The sequence below is a fragment of the Anoxybacillus tepidamans PS2 genome (genome assembly GCF_000620165.1).
In the GTDB taxonomy this organism is placed as follows: Bacteria; Bacillota; Bacilli; order Bacillales; family Anoxybacillaceae; genus Anoxybacteroides; species Anoxybacteroides tepidamans_A.
This window is the reverse complement of record NZ_JHVN01000027.1, coordinates 1-17,284: the sequence shown is the minus strand read 5'-3', so window position 1 is coordinate 17,284 and position 17,284 is coordinate 1. Positions and strand designations below refer to the sequence as shown.

Sequence of the window (17,284 nt, the reverse complement as noted above, 5' to 3'; positions counted from 1 at the left end):
TCGACACATATAGAGTGAGCTCTTTTGCACATAAGTGACGTTTTAAATTGTTTATTCTAATAGATAACAGTTTTAAAGGGGGATTGTGTTATGGACAACCTCATGAAACAAATTAGCAATCCTTCATCAACTGGAGGGCTCGGTATTCATTTTGAAAATCGTGTTCAGGCATCGTTTGTACTTCTAATGCTTACAGGCGGTTTTGCCCCTTGTTTGCCGACATGGCCTATTTGCAAAATTAAGTTTCAAGGGAAATATCAAAATTTTGATATTGATGATCTCATCGTTTACACGAAACAGCTAGAGACTACCAAAGAAGCAAAACTTTTATGCCAAATTAAACGTTCTATTGACATTACTAGCGGAAGTCGTGAGTTTGGTGAGGTTATGCAGGCGGCTTGGAGCGATTTCAATAAAAAAGGTCTGTTTACTGAAGGGACAGATGCTATAGCGCTTATTACAGGGCCGATTAGCGCTAAAGATACCCGCGGTGTTCGTGATTTGCTTAGACAGGCTCGAAATTCTGAAAGTGGAGAGGATTTTATTCGGAGGGTAAAGCTTTCTAAGTTTTCAGGAGAAGACCAAAGGGATAAGATCGAGGTTTTTAGAAGCCATTTAAAATCTGCCAATAATCATAATGATGTTACAGACGAGCAGTTATGGAGATTTTTGAAAAGTTTTCATTTACTTATCTATGATCTCGATATTGAAGGGGTAACACTCTCGTTGTTGCATTCTCTAATAGGACAGTATTCAGCAGACCGTGTTCAAGATATTTGGGCAAGGATTGTGAATTTGGTGGAATGGAAAAACGAAAATGCTGGTTTTGTAACAATCGACTGTATCCCTGATGATATTCGTATATTATTTCAAAAGCCGATTCCAAGAATGATTCCTAATAATTTCTTGGCGCCCGCTGTGTTTCCAGCTAGAGAGAAAGGATGGGGGCGATTTGAATATGCGTCATCCTTAGCGTTAGCGAACCTTGTTGGTTCATGGAACGAAAAGATTGAGGGAGATCTTAAAATCATTTCGAACCTTACTGGAGAGATGTATCATGACTGGATTAATAAGATTCAAGATATTATCCATGAGCCCAATGCTCCTATTGTTTTAAAAAATAGGGTATGGAATGTTACTAAGAGGCAGGAATTATGGGAGGAGTTAGGCCCTCGAATTTTTGATCGCCATTTGGATAATTTTAAACAATATGCTGTGGCTGTTCTTGCTGAGCGACACCCCAAGTTTGAATTGCCGCCAGAAAATCGGTTTGCTGCGAACATTTACAATAAAGTACTGAAGCATTCAGATTCTTTAAGAAAGGGAATCGCAGAGACGCTTGCGCTTCTTGGAACTCATGCAGATAATTTGTCTAACTGTTCCTTAGGTAAAGCGGCTGCCGTTGCAGCAACAGTAGTCAGAGAAATCCTACAGGAGGCAGATTGGGTGCTTTGGGGAAGCTTGAACGATTTGCTTCCATTGCTTGCAGAAGCGGCACCCGATGAATTTTTAGAGGGTGTTGAGAACGCATTACGACAAACTCCTTGTCCATTCGATGAACTTTTCTTACAAGAGGGAAACGGAATTACGGGCGGCAATTATATGACGGGATTGCTTTGGGCATTGGAAACACTCGCTTGGGATGAGCAGTTTTTAGTTCGAACTTCTGTCATTTTAGGTGAGCTCGCATCCCGTGACCTTGGTGGCACGTATGCAAATCGCCCTATAAATTCGTTGACAACTATTTTTTTGCCTTGGCTTCCGCAAACAACTGCATCGATTGAGAAGAGAAAGGTAGCGCTTCAAATACTTCAGCAAGAAATTCCTGATATTGCATGGAGATTATTGTTAAACTTGCTTCCGAACCAACGCACAACGTCTGTAGGCTCTCATAAGCCTCTTTGGCGTAAGACCATTCCGGAGAACTCAGAAAATAAAGTGACTCGTGATGAATATTGGGAACAAGTTTCTATTTATGCGGACTTTATTGTTGAAATGGCTAAAAGCGATCCTTCTAAATGGGGTGAACTTATCGAACACCTTGATCATCTTCCGCCGTTCTCTTTTAATAAAGTATTAGAGTATCTTTCGTCCAAAGACATTATAGATAACATATCTGAAAATGATAGGACCCATATTTGGACAGCACTAGTCAAGTTCGCTCAAAGACATAAAGCTTTTAGCGATAAGGATTGGGCGCTTAGTCCCGACTTGGTTTCTCAAATTGAAAATGTCGCTGAGCTACTTGCTCCAATGAATCCAATAGATTTGTATCATTGGCTATTTAACGAGCAGGATTTTATTATATTTAGAAGAAAGGGCCAAGAATCAGATGTTGAAAAACAACGTCAACAGGCAATAAAAGATGTACTAGAATACGGTGGAATAGATGCGGTATATGAGCTTGTGAAAAAGGTAGAATCACCGCTAAAAGTAGGAAAAACTCTTGGTAGCATCACGGGAACGGAAATCGATTCACTCATTCTGCCAAATGTCTTGGATAGCGATGATCTGTATCTGGTCCAGTTCGTGTGTGGATATGTTTGGCAGCGACAATCAAAACAAGGATGGGCATGGGTTGATAAGCTAGATTATACAAATTGGACACATGTTCAAATAGGTTGTTTTCTTTCGTACCTTCCTTTTACCATCGAGACATGGAATCGTGCAAATGCATTACTTGGTAATCATGAGATTGAATATTGGAGCAAGGTAAATGTAAATCCCCACCAAGCAGATGATCATCTTGAAATGGCCGTACGAAAATTAATCAAGTATAGAAGACCTCTAGCAGCTATCGACTGTTTACATTATGGGGGTATTCTAAAGAAGCAACCTTTGAATCAAAAATTAGCCATACAGGCGCTTTTAGAGGCTATTTCTTCGACTGAACCTTTGTATTCCACAAGCAGATACGAAATTATTGAGATGATCAAAGCGTTACAAAATGATCCTGAGACTAACAAAGATGATCTTTGCAAAGTCGAATGGGTGTATTTGCCGATTTTAGATTCAAGGGATGAAGTTCCACCAAGGACACTTGAAGAAAAACTATCACTCAATCCGCAATTTTTTTGTGAAATCATTGCTCTTATTTATCGATCAAAAAAGGAGACTAATCGTAATCATATAGAACCGACAGAACAACAAAAGTCTATGGCTTTAAATGCGTATCGATTACTTGATATGTGGCGAACGCCTCCTGGAGTGAAGTCAGATGGTAGCTTCTCAAAAGAAGACTTCGCTTGGTGGTTAGAGCATACTAAGGCAGCTTGTACAGAATCAGGTCATTTTGAGGTTGCGATGCAACATGTTGGAAAAGTTCTTACGTATTCTCCAGCCGATCCCGATGGATTATGGCTCCATAGGACGGTAGCCGAGGCTTTGAACAGTAAGGAAGGGGAGGACCTAAGAAAAGGTTTTTGCATGCAACTACTTAATTCCCGTGGAGTATATTGGGTAGATCCGACAGGAAAGGAAGAACGAGAACTTGCCGCAAATTATAGGCACAAAGCTGATAGTATAGAGAATGCGGGGTATTACCGACTTGCCGCAGATCTTAGAAAACTGGCGGAGTTTTATGAACAGGAGGCAGAAAGAGTGGTTATGGAGCACCAAGGGGAAGATTTATGATTCAAGAGCCCATCTATAGGAAACTACGAGATGGACTTTATTAAGTTGACGATTTAGATTAAAAACCGGCATATACAAACATTGGTATCATTTAAAGTATAATGAGGTTATTTTGCATATGTCAGGGTTCTAAGGTATTAGTAGGATAGATTGGTGAAATTATTAACCCAAACAATTTTATCTGCTTCATTGCGAATAATCACTATGATAGCGTTAATAGGGAGTATCATATCATCAAAACAGAAGGCTACGTATTTAGTACATAGCCTTCTTTTATATGGATTATTTTCCTAAATGAGAATTCCCACCACACCCATTACCGCTTCCCCACCCCCAACCCAATCCTCATTACGGCAATCGATTGCCCGCTGCGCGATAGATTTCATACCATTCCGCTCTTGTTAACTCTGCTTTGCTTGCTTTGCAAATCTCTTTTAAACGTTCCACATTAGTCGTTCCGACGATTGTTTGCATTTTTGCAGGGTGTCGCAAAATCCAAGCAACGGCAATGGCGGATTTGCTTACGCCTTTTTCTTCTGCCATCCGTGCTAATACGCGGTTTAATTCCGGAAATTGGTCGTTATCGATAAAAACTCCTTCAAAGAAGCCGTATTGGAATGGCGACCAAGCTTGAATGGTGATATTTTTTAGTCGGCAATATTCGAGGATGCTGCCGTCGCGGTCGATGGACCCTTCAAATAATGTATTGGCTTGAATGCCGCTGTTTACCATGCCGGAATGCATAATGCTGAATTGCAGTTGATTTACAAGAAGCGGCTGTTTCACGCATGATTTCAATAGCTCTATTTGCATGCTGTTGAAGTTGCTGACGCCAAAATGGTGAACTTTGCCGCTTGCTTGCAAAACATCAAACGCCTCGGCCACTTCTTCCGGTTCCATTAATGTATCCGGCCTATGCAGAATCAACAAATCTAAATAATCCGTCCGCAACCGCCGCAACATTCCATCGACCGATGTGAGAATATGCTCTTTCGAAAGGTCGTAATAGCCATCTCGAATCGAGCATTTGCTTTGAATTTGTATGTTGTCACGAAGTCCAGGTCTTGAAGCTAACACTTGGCCAAAAAGTTCTTCGCAGTATCCTTTCCCATAAATGTCTGCATGGTCAAAAAGGGTAATTCCTTCTTCCAACGCATGATCGATGTAGCTGGATAGCTCCTGCACATTCATGTTGCCAATTCTCATGCAGCCTAATACAATCTCGGAAGCTTGAAATCCCGATTTGCCAAGATCAATTTGTTTCATCATCGCATCCTCCTCTGTTTGAATATGTATGGACTTTGATATAATCACTTTAATCCTTAAAGTATACTTTAAGACAATACTTTCACGGAGGATTTTTTATGCATTACACAATCAAAGAAGTTTCCAAGATAACAGGATTGCCATCATCGACACTACGATACTATGAGACTGAACAATTATTGCCGAAAATACAAAGAAATCCATCAGGCGCCCGAGTGTATACGGAAGATGACCTCGAATGGATTGCGGTGATTACGTGCCTAAAAGACACCGGCATGTCGATTAAGGATATTAAAAAATTTGTCGCTCTTTGCGCATTGGGGGACTGTACATTAGAAGAGAGAAAGCAAATGGTTCTCGCTCATAAGAAGAATGTGGAATTAAAAATCGCAAAACTGCAAAAACACCTCGAACATATCAATTTCAAGGCCGATTATTATGAAGCTGCCTGCAAAGCGGGAACCGAAGCGGAATTGAAAAAAAGAAAATATCCGAGTCCGTTTAAATTGTAATGGTGCTTGAGTATTCGATATTAGAGTAAGGACTATGCGTCAATAGAAACGCTTATCGTCTGTGAGAATAATGATAGGATGTCAGATATTTAGAAAAATTGAAGACCGTTTAGAGGGTTGATTACTACATCCCCAGTAGAAATGAGAGATGTATAGAAGTACAGATTGATTTTCCAACATAAGCAAGCCGCTTTATATCGCTTGTCCACTTATTGTCGGTAACGTTATGTGCTCGCATTTGCTCCTCCCAAGGAATGATTATTCACTAGTTTCAGTTCATACAGCAAATGGTAACAGTCTTTTGTATGATTTTTTATGTAAAAAATAGGTAAATATCACTAATCATCTCATGAAAAAATGGTATAAAAATCATAATTTATACTATTTTTACTTATGTTACCATTTATAAAGAGACGAAATGGAGGAGTGAATCAAAATGTCGAGCGTGTCGGACGAGGTGCATACGAGAAACTGGGGGATAGAGGTGCTTCCGGATGGACAGGTTGGCCGAACGAACCGGGACATTGTAACGATAAGGGAGCAGTGCGGGCGATGATTCGGCTGAAACCTGATGAATTGGAAACAGTCGCGAAGCACATTCCTGATGCAGAAGACGCGTGCGAAAGGGCGCGGACGACGCTGTCGAGGGAGCTTTCTTCTCTTGCCATGGACCTCCCTGGCGTCAGCACGCCTGCCATTGAAGCGCTGCGGGACGAACTCGTTCATTGGCTGCGACGTTATGAAGACAAACTGAACGAAGCTGAAGAACTGTTGTATCGCACCGCCGCAGCGATGCGCCAAGCGGACCAGACGCTGGCCGACAACATGAAAGAATTTGGCTTAGAGCTCCTCGGCTGGTACGATGTGCAGCGCGTGTTTGGCGAGTACGATCCGATTACCGGCGAGCGCCTTTCTTTAGGGGACCGTTTGCTGGCAGGAGGAATGCTGCTTGCGTCGATCTTTCCTCCCGCTAAAGGGGCCGGAATGGCGAGAAAAGTGGCAATCAAGGGCGCCAAAGCGATGGAGGCGGCATCTATCCTATCTAAAATGAAACATGTGGTGCGCTATGATAAAATAAAGGTGATCTTCGAAACGATTTATCGGCAAGTCGTCAAAGCGCCGTTTGCGGAAACAGCTCGCCTATTCAAGAAGCAATGGGATGATTTAGTGGAGAGTGTCTCTGTCGTTGGATGGAAGCCAGTGTATGTGGGAGTTGGTCCAACGTCTAGAGTGTGGATGAATGAAGCAAGGAATGAAGTCAAAGATGCCACTCTCCATATGATGAAGAAAATCGAAGGAGAGGCCATTGATAGTATACCCAAGTCAAGTAATTCTTCCATTAAGGATACAGGGAAAAATGCAATTAAAAACGTAAAGTTTTATTCAACCCGTATTGATAATCAGGTAGAGGAGATTGAAAAAATGCCTTTGCCTCAGACTATTGCTGCTACGTTTAAAGATTCAAATTATAGAACAGTGATTACAAAAGAGAATATTACAGTATATAGAGCATTTGGTGGCCATGCAGATGCAGGTGGAACGTTTGCTACAACTTCTCCAGCTGTAAATCGGATACACACTAAAATTGACTTAGCTTTACTCCCAGAATGGAAAAATACGAGGAACTATGAAGCAGTAATTGAGGTTCCAAAGGGAACTATATTAAACATTGGTAGGGCTGAACAACAAATGACTAAAACCGGTAGTATTCTAAAAGGAGATGCTGACCAAATTTTATTACCTTTAAACTATCCCTTAGAATGGATAAAGGAAATTAGACGAATACCTTCGAAATAGGAGGACTTTATTATGCAAAATGAGGAAATGAATAATATTAAGATTCAGATACAAAAAGTTATGGACTTAGTTAACCAAAAAAAGAATAAGAGGGAACATAAATTTTTAGACACATTATTAGATAGGTTGCAAAAACTATTAGAAACTGTAAATGATATCGATGATATTAATGACTTAAGGAAATATTCCAACCTAAGAGGGGCTTTAAGGGCATATTTTGATACCAACTTAATTGAGAGTTACGATGAACCACTAGTAATTGAGCTAGATAAACTAGAAATAATGTTACAACAAAGAACGAATTAAAGTGCTATTGGGTGGTAGTTTTACTTCTGCCACCCTTTTTACAAAATGAATATTTAGAATACTCATAAAATTATATCAGATAAAGGGGAACAAACATTAGGTAAAATCAAGACATATGAACAAGCTAGAAATAAAGTACTAGACCTTAGGGATTTAGGGACAAATTCAAAGCCGTATATAGGAACTCTTAAGTCGAGTGCTGGACATGGTAAAGTCATTGGTAGGCAATCTGCTAACAGAAAAGTAAAATGGAGATTAGATTATGATCGAAATCAGGGGACCGCATATAAACATCAAAGGTTTTCGCAATGACAAAGGGGCTAATGATGGAAAAATCGTTATTCTGTTTGTAACGAAATCCCCTTTAAACTCTTATTAAAGCATTTGAATAAATAAGGGGTAATTTTAATGAGTTTATTTAATGAGTGCATTGAGGCGCTAGGTGAGAATGTACAAATCTTATCTGATGATCAGAAAGAGCAAATACTAAGAGATTTTGAGAATTCTTTTCCATTTGCGTAGTGGGGGCGTATTGAATGGGAGAAAGTGACTTGCCATGTTAAAGTGAATACAGTTGCTGAGATCATCTCCTTCTTGAACCAAAACCTTGAAGAATACAGCAAAGTTATATATGTTATTTGGGATGAAGGGACATTACCTATAGTTCAATCTGAGTTAAATAAAGTGTTTGAAGTTATAGATGATGTTACTGCTGTAAGTTTTGATACATGGATATTTTCACCACATTCAGGATATGTTATTGAGATATTTCACGATGGTGAAGTAAGAATAGGGTTAAAGAAAAATATCATTGAATCACCCCTCAAAAGGGGAATATAAATTCTCTTTTGAGGGTTTTCTATTAGTGATGCAGTGCTCGACGAGCTGCTAGAGATACAAACAGCATATTCTTTGCCGAAAACAGTCCCTTCCTGAAATCGCCTGATTATTCAAGAAGTAATGGGACGAGTTAGTGGAAAGCGTTTCTATCGTTGGACGGCAGTCGGTGTATGCCGGAGTTTGTCCTGAAAAGTAGGTGAGTAAATTGTTTTACGTAAACACTTTTATTAGTAGACCAGACAGAAAAATTAATGACCTATCGCTTGTAAAAGCTAGTATCGAAGATTATTTTGTCGAGATTAGGAATACTAATGAGATATTGAATCTCGAAAATTTATTGGATTTTGACTATTTGGATGGAGGTATCATATTAAAGTATGGTGAGCAAACGTTGCTTGATGTGACTCACTGGGATTTAGTAGACCAATTATGGGCATACATTTTAAATGCTATTGAAGATTTGTTAAATAATGGGGAAGGAGAAACATACTTTCCTGATCAACCTGTTAAGTTACGGCTAAAATCCATATCTCAAGATTTAGTGTTATATGAAATGGAAGCTAATGACCGTATTAAAGCCGTACTTCCCAAAAACGAACTAATTCGAACACTATTAAACGGAGCAGAGGAATTTTTCAAAGTCATGGAAGATTATTTTAAAGAGAAATGTAATTATCAATATGAAATTAATAAAATTGCTTCATTGAGAAAGTTCCCTGTACAATAACTTTAACATAATCCACCGGAAAGTCTCCCCCTCTAACCGGAGTGTAGGCGGGAACGTTTCAATTACCGACTATGCATGAAGACGGGGAAATAAAATTGGAGATGAAGATAAAAAACCTTGAACGGCAGCGCGCCTTTCAAGGTTTTTCATTTCGTTCCTTTATTTGATTTTTTCCCTTCACCTGCTTCAATGTCGCTACGATGAGAAAGCTAACAATCACTAACAAGAACCATGAGCTCACCTTTCCGAGATGAACGGGACTCCATGCCTCGATTTGGTCGGGATATTGCCAAGCTCCAAAGAACGTGGCAATATTTTCGGCGATCCATATAAAAAATCCGATGAGCACAAAAGAAAGGGCAACCGGCATACGGTAGCGAGTCCCATTCACCTCGTATAGGACCCATGACCGCCAAAAGACGATCATAACAAGTCCAGATAACCACCAACGAACGTCAACCCAATAATGGTGGGTGAAAAAATTCAAGTAAATCGCTGCTGCAAGAGATACCACGACCAAAAACGGCGGCCACTTCACGAGCTCCACCTTCAACCGTCTCCATGCCTGGCAAAGATAGCTCGCCACACTGGCGTACATGAATCCGCTATACAAAGGCACCCCGAAAATTTTGAAATACCCTTCCTCGGGATAAGACCAGGAGCCCATATGCACCTTGAAAAGTTCAAGAGCCAGCCCAATTAGGTGGAACAATGTGATCACCTTTAGCTCATCTCGCGTTTCAAGGCCGGAGCGCACCATCCACCACTGCATAAGAAGGCAGATGATAAGCAACCAGTCATACCGTGGGAGGAAGGGAAGTGGCACCATTTTTGTAAAAGCCAAAGCGGTAAAAATTACGACAGGAAACAAACATGACAGGGCCTGTTCCCAGCCGAAATGGACGAGTTGTTTTAGCGCTCTCACGATTGTGGCCCCTAAAGGTTGTTTGCACGTTCTGCTTATTAGATTGAGGAGTATGTCCATAAGCTCACCGCCGTCTGTTTGATTTATAAATCCTCGCTGTCTTCATCGCTTCGGTATTCTAAAATATCCCCCGGCTGGCAATCTAGCGCCTTGCAAATCGCTTCCAAAGTGGAGAAGCGAATCGCTTTTGCCTTCCCGTTCTTCAATATCGAGAGATTCGCCATGGTGATTCCGACTTTCTCCGAAAGTTCTGTCACGCTCATTTTCCTTTTCGCCAGCATTACATCAAGATTGATTATAATTGGCATGTTGTCCACCTCAGATCGTTAAATCATTTTCTGATTTGATATCGATCGCCGTTTTTAACAGCTTTTGCAGAACAGCCGCAAAAACGGCAATGACCAGCGAAGCAAAAGGAACAACCAATCCGACAAAGATGACACCGGGGGCGTCGTCTTTCTCCGCAAAGAGATAGAAAAGGGGTAAGACGAGCACATGCAAACTGCTGATGGTGACGGCACAATATTTAATTTTTTTCAAAGCGATGACAGATAACTCGGAGAACGCTTCATTTTTGTCAATATAGCGTAACAGTTTGAAAGCCTGATACAAAGCAAAGTAAAAAGGGATCGCCGCCGCATAAAACACGAGGGAAACGAGATATTTAATAGAAGCAAACTCTGGAAGCAGTTTGGCTGCCACATTCCCTAGCGCAGGTACTAAAAAGATGCACAAAGCAAGAACGGGGACTCCCATAAGAATAACAGTGATCTTTAAAAAGAGTGTTTCTCGTTTCATCAAAAGCACCTCACTTACGGATTGTTGATTTGATTTTAATTTATTTTTTATCGTTTTTCAATAAATTATTATCGATTTTAATTAAATTTTTGTTGTTTTTAATTTAGATAAAAATAAAAAACATTCCTCGTTGCAGGGAATGCTGGATAGCTGTAAGTGATTCACTTTTCAACTCTCTCCCAACTTGTCCATGCATAGTAGCCGCTTCTTGAAACATCTAGCACCTCACGCGTCTTTGCTAATCGAAATACCTTTCTGTGCCGATGCACGAATTCATATGCTACCCCTGGCTTTGTAGCGCGTCGCCTTTTTTAGATGGCATTTTTCTCCTCCGGATCTTGAAGGTGTTTTTGCCGTAATAAACTTAAACCGCTTTTGAAAATCTCCGTTTCGATCTCTTGGTATTAACACTCTTCAATACGTTCATATTGGATAGCGAGATTTCGTGGGTAGCAGCTGCTTCTCATATTCGAGACTCCCGCCTGTTTGCTTTCGAAGAACCGCCTGACCTCTTCTTACATAATCAGTTCCAGTTTTTCTTTCACAAACTCCCGAATCATACGTTCTAGTCCATTAGTTCGATCAGAGAATCATTTATCTTTTTCTTGTGGTCTAGCAAAATGACTTACACAAAATTTTGATGTTGTGTTAAGGTTGGGCGTTTTCAACGATGTTCTTTTGTACTGCCGAGAAAGTGTAGGGGACCGTTTTCCCGTACAATCATCATCGCCTGCAAAATTAAACAGCCTAAGTCCTCTATTGATACGGACTTAGGCTGTTGTTCTGTCTGCTTGACAGGGGTTGTTTCGCTTTATAAGGGTTATGTTTATTGGAGTTGAGTTTGTTGTCCCATTTGTCCTTGCTGTCCCATTTGACCCATTTGTCCTTGTTGTCTTTGTCCTTGTTGGGCCATTTGGCTAAATTGTTGTTGTACTTGGCCAATGACTTGGTTGATTTGGTTCAATGTTTGTGTCGCTTGCGCGTATTGCAGGCATTGGTTTAAAGATTGGATTGCTTGTTGGATGCCTTGCTGCAATTGTTGGCTGCTTTGTTGTAATTGTTGTTGCGCTTGGCTAGAGAATTGTTGGATTTGCTGCATTAATTGATTGTTTTGTTGTCCCATTTGCCCTTGTTGTTGAGTTGTTTGCTGTTGTCCATGTTGTAGGCTGCTTAAGGAACTTTGAAGTTGATTTAGTTGCTGTCTAAGATCGCTAAATTCTTCAGCGATTTCAGCATCGACTGTTTTTTTAACTTCTTGCTCAATTTTTTTCTTAGTGTGGCTATCCATAGTTACCCCTCCAGCTTTTTTATTTCGTTAAGACCTGATGAGGTCCAATAATAAATTGTCCAAATTTCCGTTTAATATCCGAACATTTTTTATGATGAAATGCCAGCGACATGCGGAAGAAGTTTTAGTTTTGATGGGATTTATTGTAAAATTATCTAAATGGCCTAATGGTCATATATACCGAAAAAACGGGCGATACTAACAAGCGGTGATGCTTGTGTATAAAAAAGAAGAGCTGGTCCGCTTTGTCGAAGAAGCGAAACGGTATGCCCGCTACGGCAAGGTGGCCGATTATATTCCCGCGCTCGGAAAAGCGAATCCGAATGAACTGTCGATCGCCGTCTATACGCCGGATGGCCAAGTGATTGACGCCGGCGATGTAACCGTTAAAGTGACGCTGCAAAGCATTTCTAAAATTATTGCGCTTGCGCTCGTTTTGATCGACCGCGGCGAAGGTGAGGTGTTCCATAAAGTCGGCATGGAGCCGACGGGAGACCCGTTTAATTCGATCGCCAAGCTGGAAGAGATGCAGCCGGCCAAGCCGCTCAATCCGATGATTAACGCCGGGGCATTGGCGGTGACGCATATGATTCGCGGCAGTTCAGTAGAGGAGCGGCTTAAGCGGCTGCTTTCGTTCGTGCGTCGCTTGGCTGGAAACGAATACATTTCGTATTCAGAGGAAGTGGCGCAATCCGAGTTTGAGACGGCGTTTTTAAACCGTTCGCTTTGTTATTTCCTAAAGCAGCACGGCATTATCGACGAAGATGTCGAAGAGCTGATGGACCTGTACACGAAGCAGTGTGCCATTGAGATGACGTGCATCGATTTGGCGCATATCGGCCTTGTATTGGCGCTTGACGGGCGCGACCCGCATTCGGGCGAACTGCTTATGCCGTCTGATGTCGCTAGGATCTGCAAAACATTTATGGTCACGTGCGGCATGTACAACGCTTCAGGGGAATTTGCGATTAAAATCGGCATTCCAGCGAAAAGCGGCGTCTCCGGCGGCATTCTCGCCGCTGTTCCGAAACGGTGCGGCATCGGCATTTTCGGCCCAGCGCTCGACGACAAAGGAAATAGCTTGACGGGCATTAAATTGCTTGAGCTCTTGGCGAAAACCTATTCACTAAGTATTTTTTAGGAGGAGACGAACATGAAAACATTTACGATCAAGTTTCATCGTGAAGATGATGTAGAGGCGATGAAAGTCGGCAAGTTGAACGAAGACGAGTTCAATGAGGTAACCGAAGGCGGGACGCGGCATTTATTCGACTTGGATACGAACATCGGTTATTTTGTCTTTTTTGATGCCGAAGATACAAAAGGAAACGTATCATATTTGATGCTTCAATACGAAGAAGACCAAGAAGAAGCGAGCGCGTGCTACAGCTTTGAGCTAAAAGACTTTTATGAATTTATGGCACTGTATTTAAATGATCTTGAATTCGCCGACGAGGAAGAGATGGCCAGAGAAGGCGATGAAGAGGAATCATACGGTCCGGTTCACCATTTGGTCCACCTGCTTTATCATATCGTCGAGGAAGGGAAGACGGTGGAAGTGTAAGAGAAGAAGCTGTTCCAAAAAGTCAGTCAAAAGACTTTTTGCGAACAGCTCTTTTTATGTAGCATGTGCTTCGTTTATGAAGAGAATTTTTCTATGTTGTTTTTCTTTTGACAGTCGTCGACATTGTATACTTATTCTCTTAAATGAACGGTACCTGCTTACTTATACAGTAGATGTTTAAAGTTCGGCTTTTCCTCGTTGGAAGGTATTGGGGTGAACTGTATTAATCACGAAAATGGATCATGTAGAATAAAATTAATTGAGCATATCCACCGAGAAGTCTCCCGCCTCATAACGACGTGTAGATAGAGAGGCTCATGTCTGTAGGAACAAAAAATTCTAGTGTTTTTTTGTAAGGAATGCTGACAAAATATCCAACTATTTTGTAAAATCAGTATAAGAAGCTGCGGTTGGTTCGCGTTATGGAAGCAACCAACTACTGTATAGCAAAGAATTTGATTCTATAACTGTAATATAATAGAACATATTTTTAATTTATTAAATAATAGTGCTATACTATAATATAATTAGGTTATAATTAATCTAGAAAAGGTGTGCAGCTAGGCGCGACCTGGCTTGCTGTAGCGCTTACACATTTTCAGCAAATCTAGGGTATAAGGATGGTAAAAATGAGCAGCAAACAAACTAGAACAGATGTTATCTTAATTGGCGCTGGAATTATGAGCGCCACTTTAGGGACACTGCTAAAAGAATTAGCACCGGAATGGGAGATTACAGTGTTTGAAAGGCTCGCAAACGCAGGGGAGGAAAGCTCCAACGAATGGAACAATGCCGGAACGGGGCATGCGGCACTGTGCGAGCTGAATTACACGGTCGAAAAACCAGATGGATCTGTAGATGTAAGCAAAGCTATAAAAATTAATGAACAGTTTCAAGTTTCATTGCAGTTTTGGTCTTATCTTGTAAACAGCCAATTGATCAATAATCCAAAAGATTTTATTATGCCATTGCCCCATATGAGTTTAGTACAAGGGGAACAAAATGTAAAGTTTTTAAAGAAACGTTTTGAAGCGCTGGTGAACAACCCGCTATTTGAGGGAATGGAATTTTCCGATGATCCGGAAAAATTGCGGGAATGGGTTCCGCTTATTATGAAAGATCGGACAGTGAATGAACCGATCGCAGCAACGAGAATCGAATCGGGAACGGATGTCAACTTCGGCGCTTTAACGCGCATGTTGTTTGACCACCTAAAGAACAAAAATGTTGATATCAGATACAGACATCACGTTGATGATATAAAACGCACGAGCGACGGCTCATGGGAATTGAAAGTGCGCAATCTCGACAGCGGCGCTGTTGAGCGCCACGTTGCCAAATTCGTCTTTTTAGGTGCCGGTGGAGGAAGTCTGCATTTATTGCAAAAATCCGGCATTCCTGAAGGAAGAGGCATCGGAGGATTCCCGGTAAGCGGAATATTTATGGTGTGCAACAATCCAGAGGTGGTTGAACAGCACCATGCAAAAGTGTATGGTAAAGCGAAGGTTGGCGCACCGCCAATGTCGGTTCCGCATCTTGACACGCGGTATATCGACAATAAAAAATCGTTGCTGTTTGGACCATTTGCCGGCTTTTCGCCAAAGTTTTTGAAAAACGGCTCGATGTTCGATTTGATCACTTCCGTTAAACCGCATAATCTTTTAACGATGTTGGCGGCGGGGGCCAAAAATATGGCATTGACTAAATACTTGATCGAGCAAGTGATGTTATCGAAAGAACAGCGCATGGAAGAGCTGCGGGAATTTGTCCCGACCGCCAAAAGCGAGGATTGGGATTTAATCGTGGCGGGCCAACGTGTGCAAGTGATCAAAGATACGGAAGCTGGCGGCAAAGGAACGCTGCAATTTGGTACAGAAGTAGTGAGTGCGGCTGATGGTTCGATCGCGGCATTGCTCGGCGCTTCTCCGGGTGCTTCCACCGCCGTCCATGTCATGCTTGAAGTGCTCACAAAATGCTTCCCTGAGCATATGAAAGAATGGGAACCGAAAATTAAGGAAATGATTCCTTCTTACGGCGTGTCGCTAATGAAAAATCCAGGGCTTCTGCGCGAAATTCAAGCTTCAACAGCCCGGGCGCTCGGTTTAAACGAAAGTTCAGCGTCAAAGGCAACCGACGGAGCATCACTAGTAACAGCGAATGTATAGAATATGATCATTGGTAAGGGACTGGCTCAGTATCGATCAAAGGCGATGTTGAGCCGGTCCTTTCTTCATCAAAATTAAAAAAGTTATTTAAAGCCACGCAAACCAAAACAAACTCCTTATATTTTCAGAATGGAGAAGTTCACGCTACTCGTTTTCCTAATGGATCCGCATGTGTTCTCTGTGGAAGTGTGTCTGTAAACAGCAATAGCGAAAGAAGTGATTCGACGATCCATTGCCGAGAACGAGATCCCTCCCTGTAAATGGTTAAAATACTTTAAAATGAAGGTGGAAGAAGATAGTGTTTGAGAAAGGAGATAACCGATGAAAATTGCCATGATTCTTGTCGTCATTGTAGGAGTCGCCTCACTCTTAGGAACGATATTAGCAGCAAGAACGGTGGAGACAAATTACGGAAAGTCGATTAAACGGAATATCAAGAACTTGACTATGATTTATGTTGTTGTTATTGTAGGACTTCTCGCAGGATTGCTTTGGTACGCGTTCGTTGCGTTGTAGTGTTCGTAAAAGGTTTTGCCAGTGCCGAAGTTGTTAGCCCGTGAGCGCGTGTTGACTGGAGGAAGCTTGGGTGCATAGTAACCTCTTATTGACGGCAGCCCCCCTGTGTTGATTAACAAAAGGGGGAATAAACTTTGTTGGAGTTATCTTCCTTATTATGGAAATCAACATACAAACGGTGGTAAGGGGGGAAACGAAAGACGTTCCAAATGAGACTGCGATACAGAGAAACACGAAAAAACTTGATCGGTTAAAAGAGTTGTCAAGCATCAAAAATTATGGGGGACGATGTAAACTGAAACGAATTTGATTGTATTGTTCAATGTGTGAATTTTAACTGTTTTTTTCTTATCGGAAATAACCTGAATAGTTACCAAAGATAATAATTCTATTTTTTTGCATTCTCAATATAAAAGTAGATCCCCGCCTCTTTATGAATTTTCGGTGTAACGTCACCATGGGGTGTTGTGATGCGAATATTAGAGGTGTTGGTTGTTCCGCTATACACCGTGAATTCCTTTCCTGATTTTGCACGGATGTTCCAACTCACTTGGGTATGGTATTTGGGGCTATTGTTTTTTTGAATTACGGTGTATGGATTGGAACGGTACCAAGCAAATTGATGATTTTCTTTACTGATCGTGGCAGCTCCAACGGCGAGTCCATTCTCTACATTCTTTTGAAATAAGACAATCGTCTCTCCGTTTACGGTCGTTTTCTCTAAGAGGTCTTCCTTTTTAATCTCTTCTTTTTCTATGCCATCATTAATGGCCTCATTCTCTGTCTTGAACCACTGCAAATTATGATCAGCTAATGCCGAACAGCCACTAAGAATGGAGATAATCAATATACATAACTGTAGATGAGCAAATTCACTAACATAAATTGACAACCAAACAAAAAAGGAGACATGAACCGGACTCCTTGGGTAAAATAGATGTGCTCAA

At 41.3% G+C, this 17,284-nt stretch carries 16 protein-coding genes; 10 read left to right on the top strand and 6 right to left on the bottom strand.

Features of this window, described 5'->3' with window-relative positions; genetic code table 11:
• The first annotated feature begins 90 nt into the window (after positions 1–90).
• The gene (locus N667_RS0115835; RefSeq protein WP_027410456.1) at positions 91–3,633 is read left to right on the top strand and encodes a hypothetical protein; all 3,543 of its coding nucleotides are present in this window, start codon (positions 91–93) and stop codon (positions 3,631–3,633) included.
• Positions 3,634–3,981: 348 nt separating this feature from the next.
• Here the strand turns inward: N667_RS0115835 and N667_RS0115830 are convergent, their stop codons facing one another.
• On the bottom strand, positions 3,982–4,899 hold the full coding sequence (locus N667_RS0115830; RefSeq protein ID WP_027410455.1) for an aldo/keto reductase family oxidoreductase: 918 nt from the start codon (positions 4,897–4,899) through the stop codon (positions 3,982–3,984).
• 98 nt (positions 4,900–4,997) lie between these two features.
• On the opposite strand from N667_RS0115830, the gene N667_RS0115825 reads away from it, so the two are divergent.
• The 5 genes from N667_RS0115825 (at position 4,998) to N667_RS0115800 (ending at position 9,081) form a co-directional block, all read left to right on the top strand.
• On the top strand, positions 4,998–5,411 hold the full coding sequence (locus tag N667_RS0115825) for a MerR family transcriptional regulator (RefSeq protein ID WP_027410454.1): 414 nt from the start codon (positions 4,998–5,000) through the stop codon (positions 5,409–5,411).
• A 552-nt stretch (positions 5,412–5,963) separates the two neighbouring features.
• Complete coding sequence (locus tag N667_RS20265) at positions 5,964–7,208, top strand: pre-toxin TG domain-containing protein (RefSeq protein WP_156936151.1); 1,245 nt, start codon at positions 5,964–5,966, stop codon at positions 7,206–7,208.
• A 12-nt stretch (positions 7,209–7,220) separates the two neighbouring features.
• Positions 7,221–7,514: a hypothetical protein gene (locus tag N667_RS0115815; protein ID WP_035099135.1), complete on the top strand. Its 294-nt coding sequence runs from the start codon at positions 7,221–7,223 to the stop codon at positions 7,512–7,514.
• A gap of 564 nt (positions 7,515–8,078) precedes the next feature.
• Positions 8,079–8,354 carry a hypothetical protein gene (locus tag N667_RS20260; protein WP_232223986.1) on the top strand — a complete coding sequence of 92 codons (276 nt, stop codon included), beginning with the start codon at positions 8,079–8,081 and terminating at the stop codon, positions 8,352–8,354.
• Between the two features lie 205 nt (positions 8,355–8,559).
• Positions 8,560–9,081, top strand: coding sequence for a hypothetical protein (locus tag N667_RS0115800; RefSeq protein ID WP_027410452.1), 522 nt, complete (start codon positions 8,560–8,562; stop codon positions 9,079–9,081).
• A gap of 136 nt (positions 9,082–9,217) precedes the next feature.
• On the opposite strand, the gene N667_RS0115795 is transcribed toward N667_RS0115800, so the two are convergent.
• From N667_RS0115795 to N667_RS0115780, 4 genes are all read right to left on the bottom strand, one after another.
• Positions 9,218–10,006 (bottom strand): DUF817 domain-containing protein, encoded by a 789-nt coding sequence (locus N667_RS0115795; protein ID WP_027410451.1) that lies wholly within the window; start codon positions 10,004–10,006, stop codon positions 9,218–9,220.
• 83 nt (positions 10,007–10,089) lie between these two features.
• Positions 10,090–10,314 carry a helix-turn-helix domain-containing protein gene (locus N667_RS0115790; RefSeq protein WP_027410450.1) on the bottom strand — a complete coding sequence of 75 codons (225 nt, stop codon included), beginning with the start codon at positions 10,312–10,314 and terminating at the stop codon, positions 10,090–10,092.
• 10 nt (positions 10,315–10,324) lie between these two features.
• Positions 10,325–10,804, bottom strand: coding sequence for a DUF2975 domain-containing protein (locus N667_RS0115785; RefSeq protein ID WP_027410449.1), 480 nt, complete (start codon positions 10,802–10,804; stop codon positions 10,325–10,327).
• Positions 10,805–11,630: 826 nt separating this feature from the next.
• Positions 11,631–12,092: a hypothetical protein gene (locus N667_RS0115780; RefSeq protein ID WP_027410448.1), complete on the bottom strand. Its 462-nt coding sequence runs from the start codon at positions 12,090–12,092 to the stop codon at positions 11,631–11,633.
• A 211-nt stretch (positions 12,093–12,303) separates the two neighbouring features.
• Here N667_RS0115780 and glsA point away from each other — a divergent pair, with 211 nt between their 5' ends.
• The 4 genes from glsA to N667_RS0115760 all read left to right on the top strand — a co-directional run bounded on the left by glsA (position 12,304) and on the right by N667_RS0115760 (position 16,337).
• Entirely contained in the window at positions 12,304–13,233 is a 930-nt protein-coding gene (gene glsA, locus N667_RS0115775; RefSeq protein ID WP_027410447.1) for a glutaminase A, read from the top strand.
• Positions 13,234–13,245: 12 nt separating this feature from the next.
• Positions 13,246–13,656 carry a hypothetical protein gene (locus N667_RS0115770; protein ID WP_027410446.1) on the top strand — a complete coding sequence of 137 codons (411 nt, stop codon included), beginning with the start codon at positions 13,246–13,248 and terminating at the stop codon, positions 13,654–13,656.
• 629 nt (positions 13,657–14,285) lie between these two features.
• Entirely contained in the window at positions 14,286–15,821 is a 1,536-nt protein-coding gene (locus N667_RS18865) for a malate:quinone oxidoreductase (protein WP_051530075.1), read from the top strand.
• A gap of 321 nt (positions 15,822–16,142) precedes the next feature.
• Positions 16,143–16,337: a hypothetical protein gene (locus N667_RS0115760; protein WP_027410445.1), complete on the top strand. Its 195-nt coding sequence runs from the start codon at positions 16,143–16,145 to the stop codon at positions 16,335–16,337.
• Between the two features lie 388 nt (positions 16,338–16,725).
• On the opposite strand, the gene N667_RS0115750 is transcribed toward N667_RS0115760, so the two are convergent.
• On the bottom strand, positions 16,726–17,136 hold the full coding sequence (locus N667_RS0115750) for a hypothetical protein (protein WP_084279260.1): 411 nt from the start codon (positions 17,134–17,136) through the stop codon (positions 16,726–16,728).
• Positions 17,137–17,284 lie beyond the last annotated feature (148 nt).